Raw genomic sequence first — 16,336 nt, forward strand, 5'->3', positions numbered from 1 at the left:
CCGTCCGTGTTCGACAGCTCGGTTCCCCATCCGGGATCGATCATGACCGCTTGACCTCGGTGCGCCCCGGAGAAATCAGTCAACTCCGCTCAGGAATGATCCAATTCCTTTCATCGCTGGTGAAGCGGCGATTGCCCGAGCGTTCTTGACGTCTTGTTCCACAACGGCGGTTGTGCCAGGGTGAGCTCTCTCGTCTCCGGCCGCAATGGTTTTGTTCAACAGTTCGAATTGGTCATGAGTTCAGATGCTGTACACGTGTGCTTCTTTCGACAATCCTGACGACTTCATTGACCGAAAGACGTCTTATGCACCAACCCCGCCCCCAGGGTTCCCTTTCCCCCGCCCGCACCGGTCTGGACTCCGGGGCCTCCGATGAGGGCCTGGCGGCGTCGCTGCGGGCGGGCGACGCCGAGGACGACACCCGGCCGGTGGCCGTGCTGCTGGCGAGACACTGGCAGCCGGTATTCGACTACGCGCTGCTGGGCACCCCGTCCGCGAAAGCCGCCTCGCTGCTGACCACGGCGGCCTTCGCCAGAGTGCTGGAGACCCTCCGGCGGGCGCGCACCAGCGCCGCGCTCCGCCCGCTCCTGCTGATGACCGCACGCCGGATCGCCGGAGCGTGGGCGGCCGACGAACGGGTCGGCGCGCTGCCCGAACTCAGACACCCCGATACCGGCCGCTCCGCTCCCGCCGCGCTGTTCGCCCCCGCCGAGAACCGGGAACTGATCCTCCGGTCGTTTCTCGCGCTGCCCGGAACCGCCCAATGTCTGCTCTGGCATACCGAGGCCGAAGCCGAGGGCATATCCGTACCGGCCGGTCTGCTCGCCATCGATCCGCGCGGTGCGGCGATCCAGCTCGAACGCGCACGGGACGAACTCAGGGCGGGCGTTCTGCGCGCCCACCGGGAACTCGCCCCGGAGAGCGGATGCCGCCGTCACAACCGGCTGCTCGACGCGGCCCGCCGCCAAGGCGGCGAGCCGGTCTCCCCCGGCGTCCAGGCGCATCTCGCCGTATGCCCGCACTGCGCGTCCGCCGCCGAGCAGCTCGACCTCGGCGGTGACCGGCTGGCCACGCTGCTCGCGGAGGGAGTGCTCGGCCGGGCCGCGCGGCCGTATCTCGACTCCCGCCCGGCCCGCAGGGCGGCCCGCTACCGCGCCGGAGCCGCCGCGGGCCGGAACCCGGCCGCACGGCACACGCCCCCCTGGGCCGCCGAAGCGCGGACCCCGGCGGAAGAGGACGCTCCGGCCCCGTACGCCCTCCGGGCTCACCGCGCTTCCGAGGCTCTCCCGCACCACGTGGGGCCGTCCCATGCGGGACCGTCCTATGCGGGACCGTCCTATGCGGGACCGTTCCATGCGGGGCCGCACCACGTGGGGTCGTCCCACGGCCCCCGGACCGCCCCCGGCCGTGCCGGAGGGATTCCCCAGCGCCTGCGGTCCGCCCTGGTCACCGGCGTCGGAGCGGCCACCGGACTGCTGTTGGCGGCGAGCGTCGTCACCCGGCTCTCGTCGGACGGCGGCAGCGGGGCCGCCGCGCCCGCCGCACCCGTACCCCCCGGCGGAACCCTCGCCACCGCCACGGCGCCCGGTGCGCGATTCCCCGCGCCGGTGCCGTCCGTGACCGGAGCCGCCTATCCGGCCGGGGCGTTCACCGCCCATCTGCGCCATGCCGGGTCCGGCCTCTGCCTCGACGTCGAGGACCGGCGGGCCCGGCCCGGCGCGGCGGCCAGGACCGCCGTCTGCGACGCCTCCGCCACCCAGCGGTGGATCTACGGACGGGACGGTCTGCTGCGCTCCGCTGCCGCGCCCGGCCTCTGTCTGAACTCCCGGGCGCCCGGCGGCGTGCTCCTGCTCACCGACTGCGAGGGGGGCGCGGGAGAGCGCGGTGACGGTAAGGACGTACGGTACGACCTCACCATCCGGGGGCAGCTGATCCCCCGCTGGAACGACCGGTACGCCGTCGTGCCCGGCGCACGCCGCGCGGGGGCCGATGTGGTCGTCGCGGACCGGGACGGCACGGGCGGGCAGCGGTGGACCGCGGACCGCGCCGCCGATGAGGCGCCCGAGGTCAGGCACAGCGCCGACGCGGTCGGGCCGGACGCCCGGGAGGTGACCGCCTCGCCCGGCGCCGGGCATCCCGCACGGCCCGCCGAGGGCGAAATGTCGCCGCCGGCCGGTGGCGGGGGCCCGCCCGCGGAAGCACCGGACGCCGGCCGGGAGCCGGCGGGCGAGCCCGGCCGACTCCCGGGCGCGAGCGCGTCGGATACGTCCGATGTGTCGGATGTGTCGTCCGTACCGTCCGATCCGCCGCTGATCCCGGTCGGGACGGTGGAGCTCCCGGGCGCCGTGGCGGAGCCGCTCGGCCCGATCGACCTCGAAGGACCGGCGGCGGGCCTCCAGGGTCTGACAAGTCTGAAGGGGCTGAAGGGGCTGAAGGGGCTGAAAAGTGCGGTAGTCCCGCTGGGACCGGCCGGGCCCTCGGACCGTCCGCAGGCCGCCGGGGGCGCGGCACGGAAGTGAGCGCGCCCCCGGCCGCCTGCCGGATTCACTGGCAGGATTCAGGAGAAGGCGGGCATCTCGCCCTCCCGCTTTCCGAGGTCGATGACCGAGAACACCGCGCCCTGCTGGTCCATGACCGGGGCGAACCGCCCGAACGGGCTGTCCGCGGGCCCGTACAGCAGCTGTCCGCCGAGCCTCTCGACGGTGGCGACCGCGTCCTCCACATCCGCCACCGCGAAGTACACATTGATGAACGGCGCCGCGTCGGCCGGGAAGTTGTCGGTCATCTTCAGCCGTCCCGCCACCGGTTCACCGCCGATGCTCCACAGCTGGAGGTCGAGTTGATCGCTCTCCATCCGCCGCACCTCGAAGGGGAAGACGACGGGGAAGAAGGAGTCCGCCTTCCGCACCTCTCGGGTGCACAGCTCCGCCCAGGCGTACGCGCCCGGCTCGCCGGTCTTTCCGAAGCCCTTGTGACTGCCCGCCTGCCAGGCGCTGAAGAAGACGCCGCTGGGGTCCTGGGCCGTGACCATGGTGCCGAACTCGCCCACGGCCATGGGCTCCATCGCCAGGGTGCCGCCGTTCTCCCGGATCCTCGCCGCCGTCGCGCTCGCGTCGGGCGTCGCGAAGTACAGATTCCAGGCGGGCGGCCCGTCCATGCCCGGCATCCGCGGGACGACGGCGGCCACGGCCGCGCCGTCCTTGAACGCCTGGGTGTAGTCGCCGTAGTCCTCGGAGCTCTCGCCGAACGTCCAGCCCAGCAGCTCACCGTAGAAGCTCTTGGCGGCTGCCAGATCGGGGAACATCGCGTCCGCCCAGCAGGGGGTGCCTTCCGGTGGTACGGCCATGGGGTACCGCCTCCCGTCGAGAGGGTCCGGTAGTCCGCGGGAGGGACTCCGTCCCCTCACGCTAGGCGTCCCCGGATCGGGGCGCTCGCCGAGAGGCATGTAATCGAACGAGTGATCGATACGACCTTCCGGGTCGGGCGCACCCCGCGCCCAGGCCAGGAGGCCCTCCGGCTATGAAGCCCCCAGCGACCGCTTCATGATCTTCCCCATGTCGTTGCGCGGCAGCTCGTCCAGGAACCGGACCGCCCGGGGACGCTTGTGCGGGGCCAGCCGCGCCGCCACATGGTCCGCCAGCTCGGCCTCGGAAGGCGGGTTCTGACGGTCCGCCGCCACGATCCAGGCGACCGCCCGCTCGCCCAGATCCGCGTCCGGCTCGCCCGTCACCGCCGCCTCGCGCACGCCCGGGTGCTCCAGCAGCGCGTTCTCGATCTCGCCCGCGCCCATTTTGTAGCCGCCGCTCTTGATCAGATCGGTGGCCTTGCGGCCGACGATCCGGATCGAGCCGTCCGCTTCCCGTACCGCCATGTCGCCGGTCCGGAACCAGTCGCCGTCGAAGGCGGCGGCGGTGGCGTCCGGACGGTTCAGATACCCGGTGAAGAGATGGTCGCCGCGGACCTGGATCTCGCCGATGCTCACCCCGTCGTACTCCGTGATCACGGAGCCGTCCTCCTCGGTCAGCCGCAGCTCCACCCCGCGCAGCGGGACCCCGACCGAACCGGGCGCGGACGAGCCGTCCACCCGCACACTGGTGTTCATCAGCGTCTCGGTCATGCCGTACCGCTCGACGACCCCGCGGCCGGTCGCCGCCTCGATCCGCCGGTGGTCATGGACGGGCATCGCCGCCGACCCCGACACCAGCAGCCGCGCGCCCGTCAGGGCCTTCCGGAGCTCCGGGTCGCCGTCGACCGCCTCGGCCAGCCGGTGGTACATCGTCGGGACGCCGAAGAGCACGGTCCCGCCCGCCGTCAGCTCCCGGGCGACCGCATCCACCGAGAACCGCCCCAGATGCCGTACCTCGCCGCCCCGGCGCAGCGGTCCGATCACCCCCAGGATCAGACCGTGCACATGGAACAGCGGCAGCCCGTGCACCACCGTGTCGTCACCGGTCCACGCCCAGGCGTCCGCCAGCGCGTCCAGGCTCGTGGTGAGGGCCCGCCGGGGCAGCACCGCGCCCTTGGGCGGGCCGGTGGTGCCCGAGGTGTAGACGATCAGCGCGGGGGAGAGCGGTCCCGGCTCGACGGGCGGCGGGCCCGCGGTCCCGGTCAGCGGGACATCGATCCGCTCCAGCCCGTCGAGCGCCATCGGCAGGGACTCCCCGGGCCCGGCCAGCACCGCCGCCGGAGCGCTGTCCGTGATGATGTGGGTCAGCTCGCCGTCACCGGTCTTCGGGTTCAGCGGCACGACGGGCACTCCGGCGAGCAGCGCCGCCACCGCTCCCACCCCGGTCTCCAGCGTGGGAGTGGCCCAGAGCGCGACCCGGGACGCCCCGCCGATCCGTACGGCCAGAGCGCCGGCCGCGCCCGCCAGCTCCCCATAGGTCAGGGTTCGTTCGCCGAAGCGCAGGGCGATGCGGTCCGAGGCGGCGTCAAGGGCGGGGAAGAGGTCACTCACTCGTCGTTCTCCATGTCCGTGTCAGGGGTCCTGGAACCCGGGGCCCGTGTCGTTCGCGGTCCGGCGGGTCTGGTGGGTCTGGTGGATCGGCGCGGGAGAGTACATCAGTGCGCGGGGGTCCGGCGGGCCGTTCCCGCCGTGAGTACGTCAGTACGGGAGTACATGAGTACGCCGATACGTCGGCATGCCGGTACTCCGGCGCATCAGCGGGCGGGCGCGGGGCGGACGGTCTTCCGGGCCGGGTGTCTTCCGCATTCCCGAAGCCTAGCCAGCGACGGTCCGGCCGGGGGCCCGCCGGCGTCCTTCCGCCATTCGCGGCATCCGCCCCGCCGCGGGGACACGGCTCCGCGCGGCTCAGCGCGGGGACAGCTCCGAGCAGCTCCGAGCAGCTCAGCGCGGGGCCTCCCAGACGACCGGGGTGCCGCCCGCCCCGCCGTCCTCGCGGCGGCCGTCGTCCGTGACCGTCAGCCGTACCCCGGCCCGGCCGTCCGGCAGCCGGACCGTCGCGTCCACCTCCACCTCCACCGAGGTGACCCCGGGCCTGCGGTGCGCCGCCGCGAGCGCGCCGCGCAGCGCCGCCAGCAGCCGTCCCTCCGCCGGCTCCCGCACCAGCGCGTCGACCGCGCCCCGGAAACGTACCGAGGGCGGGAAGCCGAGCAGCGCGGACGCCCCGGCGATCTCCGCGAGCACCCGCCCCCGGAGGCCGGTCGGGGCCTGGGCGGGCGGCTGCTGAAGCGCGAAGATCGCCGTCCGCACCTCCTGGATCGTCGAGTCCAGCTCGTCGACGGCCCGGCTCAGCAGCTCGTCCGCCTCGCCCGCCCCCGCCCTCCGGCGCGTCGACTCCAGCATCATCTCGGTCGCGAACAGCCGCTGGACGACCAGATCGTGCAGATCGCGGGCGATCCGGTCACGGTCCTCGTAGACCGCGAGCCGCTCCCGGTTCTGCTGGGCGTCCGCGAGCACCAGCGCCAGCGCAGCCTGCGAGGCGAACTGCGAGGCCAGCAGCCGTTCGGCGGCGGTGTAGGGGCGGTCGCGGCGCCGTCTGGGCAGCGCGAGCGTGCCGATCAGCCGGCCGCCGCTCTGGAGCGGCAGCATCATCGAAGGACCGAAGCGGGTGCGTACCCGCGTCGTCATCCGGGGGTCGGTCGCCGAGTCCTCGATGAAGACCGGCTCGCCGCCGAGCAGTTGCGCGAGGACCGGGGAGCCGGGGGCGATGACGGTGCCGACGATGCCCCCCGGGTCGTCCGGGGCCGACGCGGTGACGATCTCCATCCCGCCCTCGTCCGTGGGCTGGAGCACCACCCCGGCCGACGCGCCGGCGAGGATACGGGCCTGTTCGGCGACGGTCATCAGGGCGTCCCGCGCGCTCTGGCCGGTGAGCAGCGCGGTGGTGACGGCGGCGGCGCCCTCGATCCACCGCTCCCGCTGGCGGGCGCTCTCGTAGAGCCGGGCGTTGCCGATGGCGATTCCGGCCTGGGAGCCGAGGATGCGCAGGACCGCGAGATCCTCCTCGGTGAAGACGCCCTCGCGTTTGCCGGAGAGATAGAGATTGCCGAAGACCTCGGTGTCCACCAGGATCGGCACACCGAGCAGTGAGCGGGTCTCGGGGTGGCCCTCGGGGACGCCCGACGACCGGGGGTCGGCGTCGAGATCGTGGATCAGCAGCGGCTGCGGGTCCCGGATGAGGAGACCTACTACGCCGGACGCGCCGCTCGGCAGCGGGCCGATCCGGTCGCGCTCCTCCTGGCTGAGCCCCGAGGTGTACAGCTCGCTGAGGGCTCCGCCCTCGGGGTCGATGACGCCGAGCGCGCCATAGCGGGCTCCGGTGAGCTCGGCGGCGGTGTCCACGATGTGCTGGAGCGTGGTGGGCAGTTCGAGGTCGGTGCCGACGCTGAGCACGGCTTCGAGCAGCTGCGGCAGCCCGTGTCCCGCTGCGTCGTCGGCGCCGTCGCCGGTCACGCCGCTCCGTCTCTGCCTTCGTCCCCGTCTCCGTCTCCGCTCTCAGTCGACCTCGGCCAGCGGGTTGAGGACCAGTGGCTGGATTCTGCCCTCCAGCATGGCGCCGAGGCCCAGCACCGCGCAGATGTCCGGCCGGTCGGCGATCTGCACCGGCATCCCGGTGGCGTTCCGCAGCATCTGGTCCAGCCCGGGGAGCAGCGCGCTGCCGCCGACCATCATGATCCCCCGGTCGGCGAGATCGGCGACGAGATCGGGCGGGCAGTCCCGGAGCACCTTGCCGATGCCGTCGAGCACCGAGGTGAGCGGGGTGTGGATGGCGTTCCGTACGGCGGCGGTGTCCACCTGCACGGAACGGGCGAGTCCGGTGGCCACGTCCCGGCCGTGGATCTCGGTGGACTCGGGGCCCTGGGAGGTGAGGCCGTTGCCGTGCAGGGCCAGCTGGAGGGGGCGCACCGACTGGAGGGGCAGCATCAGCTCGTGCTGGGTGCGCAGATGCTGGATCACCGCGTGGTCGATGGCGTTGCCGCCGACCGGGATGCGTTCGGCGGTGACGATGGAGCCGAGCGAGAGCACCGCGATCTGGGTGGTGGCGGCGCCGCACACCATGATCATGGTCGCGGTGGGCTGTTCCACGGGGAGTCCGCAGCCCACGGCGGCGGCGATGAGCGTGTCGACCAGCTCGACCCGGCGCGCGCCGAGGCCGACCAGGGTCTCCACGGCCGCGCGCTGGGCGAGCGGATCGCTGAGATGGGGGGTGCAGGCGGCGGCCCGGAGCCGGGGCTTGCGGCGCAGCTGACGGCGGAGTTTCTCACCGAGGAGATGGCGCAGCATCCGCTGGGCCATCTCGATGTCGACGACCGTGCCGCCGGACACCGGCCGTACGACGCGGATGTAGTCGGGCGTACGGCCGGTCATCTTCTCGGCGAGCGCCCCGACCGCGATGAGCGCGCCGGTACGGGTGTTCACGGCGGCCACGCTCGGCTCGTCCACGACGAGTCCGGCACCCTTGACGAAGACTCTGGTGCGGGCGGCCCCCAGGTCGACGGCGACATGGCAGCGGCGCAGCTGCTCAAGACTGACGGTCACGGCGGAACCTCCCGGATACGGGTCTCTGAAGGCATCGTCCGGCCGCGCCGGGGGCGGCGCTCGCTGGGTGAGCCGGTCGGGCTACCGGCTGACGGCCCGCCAGAAGGGGTGGGGCGGCGCGTACGACCGGGGTACGGCCGCTGGTCGCACCGCCCGCGCCCGGGTGCCGCGCTTCACAGCAGCCGCTGGAACAGCCCCCAGGTGAACTCCGCGACGCGCCGCTCCCCGCCGGGCAGGGTCAGGGAGAGCTGCCACCGGGTCGGCGCGGAGCCCTGCATCGGGGCGGCCGGCGCGAACGCCCGCGCCGCCTCGTCCACGGTGCAGGACCACGGCTTCAGATCCCCGGCCGTACGCAGCGTGGGACCGGCCGCGCCCGGGGCCCGTACCAGCCACTCGTTCCAGACCGCGCCGCCCTTTGCCGCCGCCAGCACCTCAAACCGCAGATCCGGCCAGAGCGGCACCGGCCAGAGCAGCGCCCGGCACTCCAGATCGCCGACTCTGCGGAGGCCGGAGTGCTCGGGCTCGCCGAGCACCGAGCGGTAGCGGGTGAGCGCGGCCCGGGTTCCCGGGGCGCGGACCATCGCCTGCCAGCGGCGGTTGGCCTCGCGCATCTCGGCGATGGATACGCCCAGGTCACGGCGGGCGTCGTCGACCAGATCCGGCTGGAAGTCGGCCATTCGGCGCAGCAGGACGAGCTGGAAGTCGAGGGGCCCGAAGGGTGCGGCGGCAGCGGTCATGACGACATCCTGCCGGGCTGCGGGCTTCAGGACGCGCCCGGGTCGGCGGGCGTCAGGGCACGGGTCACCGGTCGTCAGTCGTCAGTCGCCAGTCGCCAGTCGCCGGTCGTCGGGCTTCAGGGCGTGCCCGGTACCGTGGACAGGCTGAGCTCGCGGTATTCGTCCGGCGTCCCCGCCTCCTCGCCCAGCATCCGCCGCAGCAGATCCCGCAGCGTCTCCCGCTCCTGCCCGGAGAGGCGTGCCAGCGGCTCCTGGGCGGAGTTCAGCGACTCCCGCAGCTGGTGCATCGTGCTCGCGCCCTCCTCCGTGGCCGCCGCCAGCTTCACCCGGCGGTCATGGGGGTCGGGCCGCCGCTCCACCAGCCCGCGTGACTCCAGCCGGTCCACGATCCCCGTCACATTCGAGGGCTCGCACTGGAGCTTCTCCGCCAGCCGCCGCATCGGTATGGGTTCGAGCGCGAGCAGCCTCAGCACCTTGGCCTGGGCCCCGGTCAGCGATTGCCGGGCCGCGGCCTGTTCGTACTCGATGTGGTACTGCGTCACGACCCTGCCGATGAGATCGGCGACTTCGAAGGTGAGGGCATCGGGACGCGAGGTGGTGGCCATGCCCGTCAGCGTACTCCGATACTTGACACCATGAAATATCAAGGAGCATGGTTGTTTAACGCAGTAAAGTTTCTGAGGAGGTAACACCCTATGTCGTCTGCACTCCCCGCGGCGAGCCGTGAGTGGCACCTTGTGGCCCGCCCGCACGGCTGGCCCAAGGAAGAGGACTTCGCGCTGCGCGAGGTTCCGGTGTCCGAGCCCGCGCAGGGCCATGTGCTGGTGCGCAATCTGCATTTCTCGGTCGACCCCTATATGCGCGGGCGGATGAACGACGTGAAGTCGTACACGCCCCCGTTCCAGCTCGACCGGCCGATGGAAGGCGGTGCGGTCGGCGAGATCGTCGCCTCCGCCGCCGAGGGCTTCGCCGTGGGCGACCATGTGCTGCACAACCTCGGCTGGCGTGAGTACGCCGAGGTGCCCGCCGGGCAGGCCGTCAAGGTCGACGCCGCGCTCGCCCCGCTCTCCGCCTACCTCGGAGTGCTCGGCATGACCGGCCTCACCGCGTACGCCGGTCTCTTCGAGACCGCCTCCTTCAAGGAGGGCGACGCGGTCTTCGTCTCCGGCGCGGCGGGCGCGGTCGGCGGCCAGGTCGGCCAGATGGCCAGGATCAAGGGCGCGTCCCGGGTCATCGGCTCCGCGGGCTCCGACGACAAGGTCAAGTTCCTCATCGAGGAGTACGGCTTCGACGCGGCCTTCAACTACCGGAACGGGCCCGTCGCGGAGCAGCTCCAGCAGGCCGCCCCGGACGGCATCGACGTCTACTTCGACAACGTCGGCGGCGAGCACCTCGAAGCGGCCATCTCCTCGCTCAAGCCGCACGGCCGCGCCACCCTCTGCGGGATGATCGCTCAGTACAACAACACCGAGCCCACCCCCGGGCCGACCAATCTGCCCATGATCATCGGCAAGCGGCTGCGCCTTGAGGGCGTGCTGGTGACCGATCACTACGGGCTCCAGCCGCGCTTCGTCCAGGATGTCGCGGGCTGGCTGGCCTCGGGCGAGCTGAAGCACCACGAGACCGTGGTCGAGGGCATCGAGAACGGCTACAAGGCGTTCGTCGGACTCCTCCGCGGCGAGAACACCGGCAAGATGGTCGTCTCGCTCTCCCACTGAAGCACTGGGGCGCGCTGAGGTCCTGAGGCCCTGAGGCGACCGGGACCGCTCGGGCGGAGCGCGACACTGGCGCAGGGGAGGCGCCGGCACCGTACTACGCCCGACGACGGCAGAGGGCCGCACCCCCGTCCACGGGAGTGCGGCCCTCACCGCTCATCACGAACCGCTCAGCCGCTCAGCGGTTCAGCTGTTCAGCCGTTCAGCAGCGCCCGCCCGATCTGCGCGAACGCACCCTTCGGGTGGCCGCGGAAGAGCGGCTCCGTACCGAACAGCGCCACCGGCACACCCTCCGCCGACACTCCGCTGACCACCGACGGCTTGCCCGCCGCGTCGGCCGGACCGTCCGTGCCGCCGGCGGTCGCCCGCCAGTGACCCGACACCAGCGGATTGCCGCCGCTGTACAGCTGCTCGACCCGCACCCCGGAACCGAGGCCGGTGAACCACACCGGCGAGTAGACGAAGGTGTGCTTGGGCGCACCGCCCGTGATCACACCACCGGCGTTCTTCACCCGCACCACGCCGTTGGCGTCGCCGTTGCCCTCCACGGCGGTGGCCTGGATCAGCCCCGCCGCGTCGCTGAAGGCCGCGCCGTCCGCGCCGAGACCGACCACACCGGCGCCGCTCGCCCGGAACGCGTCACGGGCGGCGGGCGTCAGACCCGCGTAGCTGAGCCCCGTCGAGACGATCAGCACATCCGCGTCCGCCCAGTCGAAGCCCGCGTTCAGGATCGCGGTCGACACCGGCACCACGTCGAAGCCCATCTCACGCAGCGCGAACTGCTCGCCCGCCGTCACCGCGGCGGCCACCCGGGTGCGCTTCAGCGGCACCGTGCCGCGCTCCTTCGCCGAGGAGAACACCACACCGAAGCGGTCCGCGAGCACGGCCGCCTTCTTCCGCGCCGAACCGGGCACGATCGCCGCGCCGTCCCCCGTCCGCCGCACCGCGACGTCCTGCGAGAGCAGCGTGTTGAGGGCGGCCAGCTCCTTGGGGTCGTCCAGCCGCAGCCGCAGATCCCCCTTCGGGGCCACGGAGCCCACCGGCGCCGCGGCGTTCGCCGGACGGCTCGACACCTGGAGCTCGCCCCGCTTCACCTTGTCCACGGTCGCGCCCCACAGCAGCCCCAGGCTCCAGCCCGAGATGTCATACATCGCCGACACATCGGCGCTGATGTCCCGGCCCTCGGCCAGCATCACATTGGCGATGCCGCGCTTGGGCTGGTGCATGTCGACGACATACGAACCCGCCGGGTACCGCTTGCCGCCGAGCGCGAACGAGCGGGTCGCCCGCTCCACCCGCACATCGTTGGCGATCAGATGGTCCACCAGCCGGGCCGCCCCGGCGGCACTGCGCTGACCGCGCCCGGCCGGAACGACGTACGCCCGGGGGAACGTGGTCGTGTACACGTCCTCGGGACCGATCCCGGGCACGCCCGGCACCGTCTCCTCGGACACCGGCCGCTGCGCCTCACCGGCCGCGCCGCGCCGGAAGGTCTCGATCTGGTCGGCGATCACCCGGGAGCGGTGGGCGTGGGTGTACTGAAGGGTCGCGCGCATCGCCGCGCCCGCGATGTCCGTGTTGATCGCGGACCGGCGGCGCAGCTCCGCCACCGGCAGCGAGTCGTACGACGCGTTGTTGACCCGCATCGGGAACTCGATGGTGTGCGAGGCCACCGCGCCCTGGAACGGCATGTACTGCGGGGTGAAGATCGGCGGCCAGTCGTCCCAGCCCTCCGTCTGGTCCCGGAAGGGGATCTCGACGGGCCGCACCCCGTCCTTCTCCGCGGTGTAGCCGAGCCCGTTGACGGCCTTCTCCATGCCGAGCGCGTTGGCGTAGGAGTTCTTGAGGAAGAGGTCGTACTCGTAGTTCTCGCCGTGCGGCGGAGTCGTCGGCTCGATCAGCGTGCCGTTGACGTACCCGTGCAGATCGAGCATCACCGCGGGCTGCTTGTCGATGGCTATCCGCCGGATGGCGCGGGACTCCGGCTGCGAGGCGGTGACGAAGTCACGGTTGAGGTCGAAGCCGTTGGCGTTGGCACGGGTGCCGGCCACCCGGCCGTCGGGGTTGGCCGTCACATTGAGATAGACGCGGTTCTTCGACAGCAGATCCCGGGTCTTGGAGTCCTTGGCCTTCGCCAGCTCCTCGATGAGCTTGAGGGCGGCGTCCGTGCCCTCCCACTCGTTGCCGTGGATGTTGTTGTTGATGAACACCGGCGTCTTGTAGGACGACTTGATCTCTTTGTCCCGGACGGCGGCGGCGGGGGAGTTCTCTATGCGTTCGCGCATCCGCTCCTGGTCGCGGACCTTCCCCGCGCTCTCGGGCTCGGTGACGGTGACGAGATACAGCTGCCGCCCGCTGGCCGAGGTACCCGCGACCTCCACACTGACCCGGTCGCCCAGCAGCTGGAGGGCGTTGAGCCGGGGGGCGATGGAGTGGTACGGAACGAGCCCCAGCTTGATCGACTTGTCGGCTTCGTTGACCGGGGGAGTCTTCAGCACCGTACGGCGGGGGTAGGCGCGGTCCTTGGCGAGGGAGTGGGGCTGCTGGGTCAGCGCGTTGGCGGTGGCCGAAAACGGCGCCTTGGCGAGCGCGGAGTCGGCGCCGCCGCGCTCCCGCTGCGGACCGGTGCCGCCGGACGCGCCCGGGGTGTCCGGGCCCGCCGCGGCCGTGGGCCCGGCTATCGCCGGAACCGGCGCGAGGAGTACGGCGACCGCGAGCGCGGCGGTGGTGACCAGGGCCGGTCTGGATATGCCCATGCGTGAGTACCTCCGGGGGTCGGGGGTCGATCGGGTGACATGTATGCCGCAACGATCAGTACGCAGGGTCTATCGGTTGGACTCGGTAACAGGCAAGGGGCGTTTCCTACGAATCGTTCCCGGAGGCCCCGTCCGGGTGGCCCGATAGGGTGAGCTCATGCGTGATCTAGGGTCGGGTTTCGGCTATTTGATGAAGGGCCAGCGCTGGGTCGGCGCGCATGGCCGCTGGTTCGGCTTCGGGCTGCTGCCCGGCTTGGTGACCCTGGTGCTGTACGCGGGCGCGCTCATCGGGCTCGGCTACGGCGCCGACGACTTCGTGGGCTGGGCGACGCCGTTCGCCGACGACTGGTCCTCGCCGTGGCTCGGACTGTTCCGCGGCTCTCTGACCGTGCTGCTCTTCGCCCTCGGGCTCTTTCTCGCGGTGATCACCTTCACCGCCGTCACCCTGCTCGTCGGCCAGCCGTTCTACGAGTCGCTCTCCGAGGAGGTCGACCGCAGCCAGGGCGGCGCGGTCCCCGAGTCGGGGCTGCCGCTCTGGCGCGAGCTGTGGATCTCCGGGCGGGACTCCCTGCGCATCGTGGTGCGGGTGACGTTCTACGGCGTGCTGCTCTTCGCCGCCGGGTTCATCCCGGTGGTCGGCCAGACCGTCGTCCCGTTCCTCGGCCTCTGCGTCACCGGCTACTTCCTCGCGGAGGAGCTGACCGCGGTCGCCCTCCAGCGGCGCGGAGTGGAGCTGAAGGAACGGCTCCGGCTGCTGAGGGGCCGCAGGATGATGACCCTGGGCTTCGGACTGCCGCTCGCGCTGGCCTTCCTGGTGCCCTTCGTCGCGGTGTTCCTGATGCCGGGCGCGGTGGCCGGAGCGACGCTGATGGTCCGGGAGCTGGCCCCGCCGACCCCGGACCCGTCACCGTCCCGTCCCGCCGAGAGCACTCCCACCGCCCGGGCCGCCGCTCCGGAGCCCCACCGCTTCCACAAGGGTTAACCAACGGCGAGGGGCAGTTCGGCCACCGCCAGGCCCGGGTCCCGCCGGCCCGCGGTCGCGAGCGGTGCGCCGTCCGGCCCCCATATCGTGCTGTCCCCGAGGCACATCCCGATGTCGCTGGCCCCCACCTGGTTGGCCAGGGCGACGAAGAGCCCGTTCTCCCGGGCGCGTACGGGATAGACCGCCTCGAAGGAGTCGTTCCCGTCCTCCAGCACCGAGCTGGCCAGATACACCCGGCAGCCGTCCGCGCGGGCGCGCTCGGCCAGCTCGGGGAAGCGGTTGTCGTAGCAGACGGTCAGCGCGAAGCGGACGCCGTCGAGGGTGAAGCGGCCGTCGTGCTCGCCCGGGGCGAAGACATCGAGCTCCACCCCGTGCAGATGCCGCTTGTCGTAGCGGGTGAGGAGAGCGCCGTCCGGCCCGATGACCAGGGAGCTGATGCCGGGCCTGCCGCCCGCCGTGCGCACCGCCGCGTTGACCACGGCGGCGGTCCCGGTCTCCCGGCACGCCTCGCGGAGCGGGCCGAGCCGGGAGTCGTCCTCCGTGAGCCAGAGCCCGGGCCGCTCGGCCACCAGCTCCATCCCGTAACCCGTCACCGCCAGCTCGGCGAAGAGGACGAGGCGCGCGCCCTCCTCGGAGGCGGCGCGGACCAGGTTCCGCATGGTGTGGACATTGGCTTCGACATCGCCGGGCACGGAGCTGAACTGCGCCGCCGCGATGCTGATGGGCTGGTCGTCTCTCATGGGCCCATCATCGCCGCCTCGCTGCCCGACCAGGACAGCAGCCCCCGGCCGGCCCCGGGGAGCGCCCTTGCCCCCTGGGGGCCGCTCCGCTACGCCCCCGCCGCGACGCGGATGATCTCCCGCACCTGCGCGATGATGTCCAGCCGGTTGCGGACGAACGCCGGGTCGGTGATCTCGGTGGTGTTCCCCGCCCCGAACTGGAGCACCGGAGTGTGCACATGGCCGCCGGGGATCGTCAGCCCCAGCCGGTCCCGGAGCAGCGTCGCCCGGTAGGCGATCTCGTTCGACAGATAGTTGCCGCCCGCGCCCTCACGGGCCGTGGAGCCCGGCGTGGGCCCGCCGGGGCTGCGGACCGGGGCCGTGCCGCCCGCCGGGATCTCCAGCACCGAGGTGTTGTCGTACACCGGGAAACGGCCGGTGGGGGCCGCGACGATCGCCGTGTGCGGCAGCGTCGACGACGTCCACTGCGGCTGGGTCGCCGGATCGCTCACCGGCGCCGCCCCCGTACGCGACACATTGTCGTTGTCCGGGAAGCCGCCGCGCCACGCGCCGTTGGTACGCTCGATGTCGAACTGGCCGGGCCGGCCCTGGCTCACCGTGGTGAACACATCGGCCCTGGGCAGCTTGGAACGGAGCGTCCGCTCCACCGTTCCGTCCGCGAAGTCCTGCCAGCGGACCGGGAACACGGCCGCCTCGATCCGCGCCGGACCCTTCGCCGTCCGGATCACGGTCCCGTCCAGCGCGAGCGCCGTCGCGCCCGAGGGGTTGCTGATCCGGATGTCCCGGTCCAGGGTGAAGGGGTCGAAGGCCGTCATGACGATCCGCTGGACGTTCCCCTTGCGCGAGCCGGGGAAGTTCATCGAGTCCTGCCCGCGCGACGAGCGCTCCAACTGGTCCAGCAGCGCGGCCCGCCGGGCGTCGCTCAGCCCGGACGCGGGCTGCCACTGGCGCAGTTCACGGGTCATCCCGAGCCGCGCCCAGTAGAGCGGACGGTCGTCGTCCAGGCTCAGATCCCCCAGCGCCGGACCGCGCCCCTGGGCCCGGTCCACCGCACGCTCCCAGAGCGCGGAGGCGTGGTGCTCGACGACGTCCTCGGCCCGGTCGTACGAGCGGGCCGAGGCGAGCGCCCTGGCGAACCGGGGGGCCACCGCGTCGAATCCGCTCCGCCGCAGGATCTCCTGGGGAACGGCCCGGTCGAGCCTGGCCTCCTCCACGGTGACCGCCGCCGGAGCCGGAGCCGCCGAAGCCGGTACGGGAGAGGCCAGGGCAAGCGGTACGAGGAGGGCGCCGACCACGGTCGCTCGGGCACGTATCGGGGGCATGGGCAATCCTTCCGGTGGGGGTAGCCGGAAGTATCGCCTCATGATCAAGCCCCTGGCTAGGGCCGTTCCCGCCACCAGCCCG

12 protein-coding genes are annotated in these 16,336 nt (G+C 72.4%); 3 read left to right on the forward strand and 9 right to left on the reverse strand.

Features of this window, described 5'->3' with window-relative positions; genetic code table 11:
- Nucleotides 1-305: 305 nt before the first annotated feature.
- Entirely contained in the window at nucleotides 306-2,519 is a 2,214-nt protein-coding gene (locus tag FF041_RS36485) for an RICIN domain-containing protein (RefSeq protein WP_153526917.1), read from the forward strand.
- A 38-nt stretch (nucleotides 2,520-2,557) separates the two neighbouring features.
- Here FF041_RS36485 and FF041_RS36490 read toward each other — a convergent pair whose 3' ends face one another.
- From FF041_RS36490 to FF041_RS36515, 6 genes are all read right to left on the reverse strand, one after another.
- Nucleotides 2,558-3,346, reverse strand: a complete 789-nt coding sequence (locus tag FF041_RS36490; RefSeq protein ID WP_153526919.1) for a VOC family protein — start codon at nucleotides 3,344-3,346, stop codon at nucleotides 2,558-2,560.
- 171 nt (nucleotides 3,347-3,517) lie between these two features.
- Complete coding sequence (locus tag FF041_RS36495) at nucleotides 3,518-4,957, reverse strand: acyl-CoA synthetase (RefSeq protein ID WP_323393682.1); 1,440 nt, start codon at nucleotides 4,955-4,957, stop codon at nucleotides 3,518-3,520.
- A 390-nt stretch (nucleotides 4,958-5,347) separates the two neighbouring features.
- Nucleotides 5,348-6,916 carry a GAF domain-containing protein gene (locus tag FF041_RS36500; RefSeq protein WP_323393683.1) on the reverse strand — a complete coding sequence of 523 codons (1,569 nt, stop codon included), beginning with the start codon at nucleotides 6,914-6,916 and terminating at the stop codon, nucleotides 5,348-5,350.
- A 42-nt stretch (nucleotides 6,917-6,958) separates the two neighbouring features.
- The gene (locus FF041_RS36505) at nucleotides 6,959-8,002 is read right to left on the reverse strand and encodes a rod shape-determining protein (protein ID WP_323371315.1); all 1,044 of its coding nucleotides are present in this window, start codon (nucleotides 8,000-8,002) and stop codon (nucleotides 6,959-6,961) included.
- A gap of 173 nt (nucleotides 8,003-8,175) precedes the next feature.
- Nucleotides 8,176-8,739 (reverse strand): hypothetical protein, encoded by a 564-nt coding sequence (locus FF041_RS36510; RefSeq protein WP_153526921.1) that lies wholly within the window; start codon nucleotides 8,737-8,739, stop codon nucleotides 8,176-8,178.
- A 116-nt stretch (nucleotides 8,740-8,855) separates the two neighbouring features.
- On the reverse strand, nucleotides 8,856-9,344 hold the full coding sequence (locus FF041_RS36515; RefSeq protein ID WP_153526923.1) for a MarR family winged helix-turn-helix transcriptional regulator: 489 nt from the start codon (nucleotides 9,342-9,344) through the stop codon (nucleotides 8,856-8,858).
- A gap of 90 nt (nucleotides 9,345-9,434) precedes the next feature.
- Here FF041_RS36515 and FF041_RS36520 point away from each other — a divergent pair, with 90 nt between their 5' ends.
- Complete coding sequence (locus FF041_RS36520) at nucleotides 9,435-10,457, forward strand: NADP-dependent oxidoreductase (protein ID WP_153526925.1); 1,023 nt, start codon at nucleotides 9,435-9,437, stop codon at nucleotides 10,455-10,457.
- A 191-nt stretch (nucleotides 10,458-10,648) separates the two neighbouring features.
- On the opposite strand, the gene FF041_RS36525 is transcribed toward FF041_RS36520, so the two are convergent.
- Nucleotides 10,649-13,210 (reverse strand): M14 family zinc carboxypeptidase, encoded by a 2,562-nt coding sequence (locus FF041_RS36525; RefSeq protein WP_153526927.1) that lies wholly within the window; start codon nucleotides 13,208-13,210, stop codon nucleotides 10,649-10,651.
- Nucleotides 13,211-13,367: 157 nt separating this feature from the next.
- Here FF041_RS36525 and FF041_RS36530 point away from each other — a divergent pair, with 157 nt between their 5' ends.
- Nucleotides 13,368-14,192 carry an EI24 domain-containing protein gene (locus FF041_RS36530; protein WP_153526929.1) on the forward strand — a complete coding sequence of 275 codons (825 nt, stop codon included), beginning with the start codon at nucleotides 13,368-13,370 and terminating at the stop codon, nucleotides 14,190-14,192.
- On the opposite strand, the gene FF041_RS36535 is transcribed toward FF041_RS36530, so the two are convergent.
- Both FF041_RS36535 and FF041_RS36540 read right to left on the reverse strand, forming a co-directional pair.
- Nucleotides 14,189-14,932, reverse strand: coding sequence for a carbon-nitrogen hydrolase family protein (locus FF041_RS36535; RefSeq protein ID WP_153526931.1), 744 nt, complete (start codon nucleotides 14,930-14,932; stop codon nucleotides 14,189-14,191). The two genes, FF041_RS36530 and FF041_RS36535, sit on opposite strands and share 4 nt — an antisense overlap.
- 89 nt (nucleotides 14,933-15,021) lie before the next feature.
- The gene (locus FF041_RS36540) at nucleotides 15,022-16,254 is read right to left on the reverse strand and encodes a C15 family peptidase (protein ID WP_153526933.1); all 1,233 of its coding nucleotides are present in this window, start codon (nucleotides 16,252-16,254) and stop codon (nucleotides 15,022-15,024) included.
- Between the last annotated feature and the right edge of the window lie 82 nt (nucleotides 16,255-16,336).

The organism is Streptomyces jumonjinensis (assembly GCF_009600885.1).
GTDB lineage: Bacteria > Actinomycetota > Actinomycetes > Streptomycetales > Streptomycetaceae > Streptomyces > Streptomyces jumonjinensis.

What these genes read in the sequence shown, in the direction of transcription:
- FF041_RS36530 (WP_153526929.1), top strand. Translation starts at nt 13,368, where the DNA reads ATGCGTGATCTAGGGTCGGGTTTCGGCTATTTGATGAAGGGCCAGCGC.
- FF041_RS36515 (WP_153526923.1), bottom strand. Translation starts at nt 9,344, where the DNA reads ATGGCCACCACCTCGCGTCCCGATGCCCTCACCTTCGAAGTCGCCGAT.
- FF041_RS36510 (WP_153526921.1), bottom strand. Translation starts at nt 8,739, where the DNA reads ATGACCGCTGCCGCCGCACCCTTCGGGCCCCTCGACTTCCAGCTCGTC.
- FF041_RS36520 (WP_153526925.1), top strand. Translation starts at nt 9,435, where the DNA reads ATGTCGTCTGCACTCCCCGCGGCGAGCCGTGAGTGGCACCTTGTGGCC.
- FF041_RS36485 (WP_153526917.1), top strand. Translation starts at nt 306, where the DNA reads ATGCACCAACCCCGCCCCCAGGGTTCCCTTTCCCCCGCCCGCACCGGT.
- FF041_RS36490 (WP_153526919.1), bottom strand. Translation starts at nt 3,346, where the DNA reads ATGGCCGTACCACCGGAAGGCACCCCCTGCTGGGCGGACGCGATGTTC.
- FF041_RS36535 (WP_153526931.1), bottom strand. Translation starts at nt 14,932, where the DNA reads ATGAGAGACGACCAGCCCATCAGCATCGCGGCGGCGCAGTTCAGCTCC.
- FF041_RS36525 (WP_153526927.1), bottom strand. Translation starts at nt 13,210, where the DNA reads ATGGGCATATCCAGACCGGCCCTGGTCACCACCGCCGCGCTCGCGGTC.
- FF041_RS36540 (WP_153526933.1), bottom strand. Translation starts at nt 16,254, where the DNA reads ATGCCCCCGATACGTGCCCGAGCGACCGTGGTCGGCGCCCTCCTCGTA.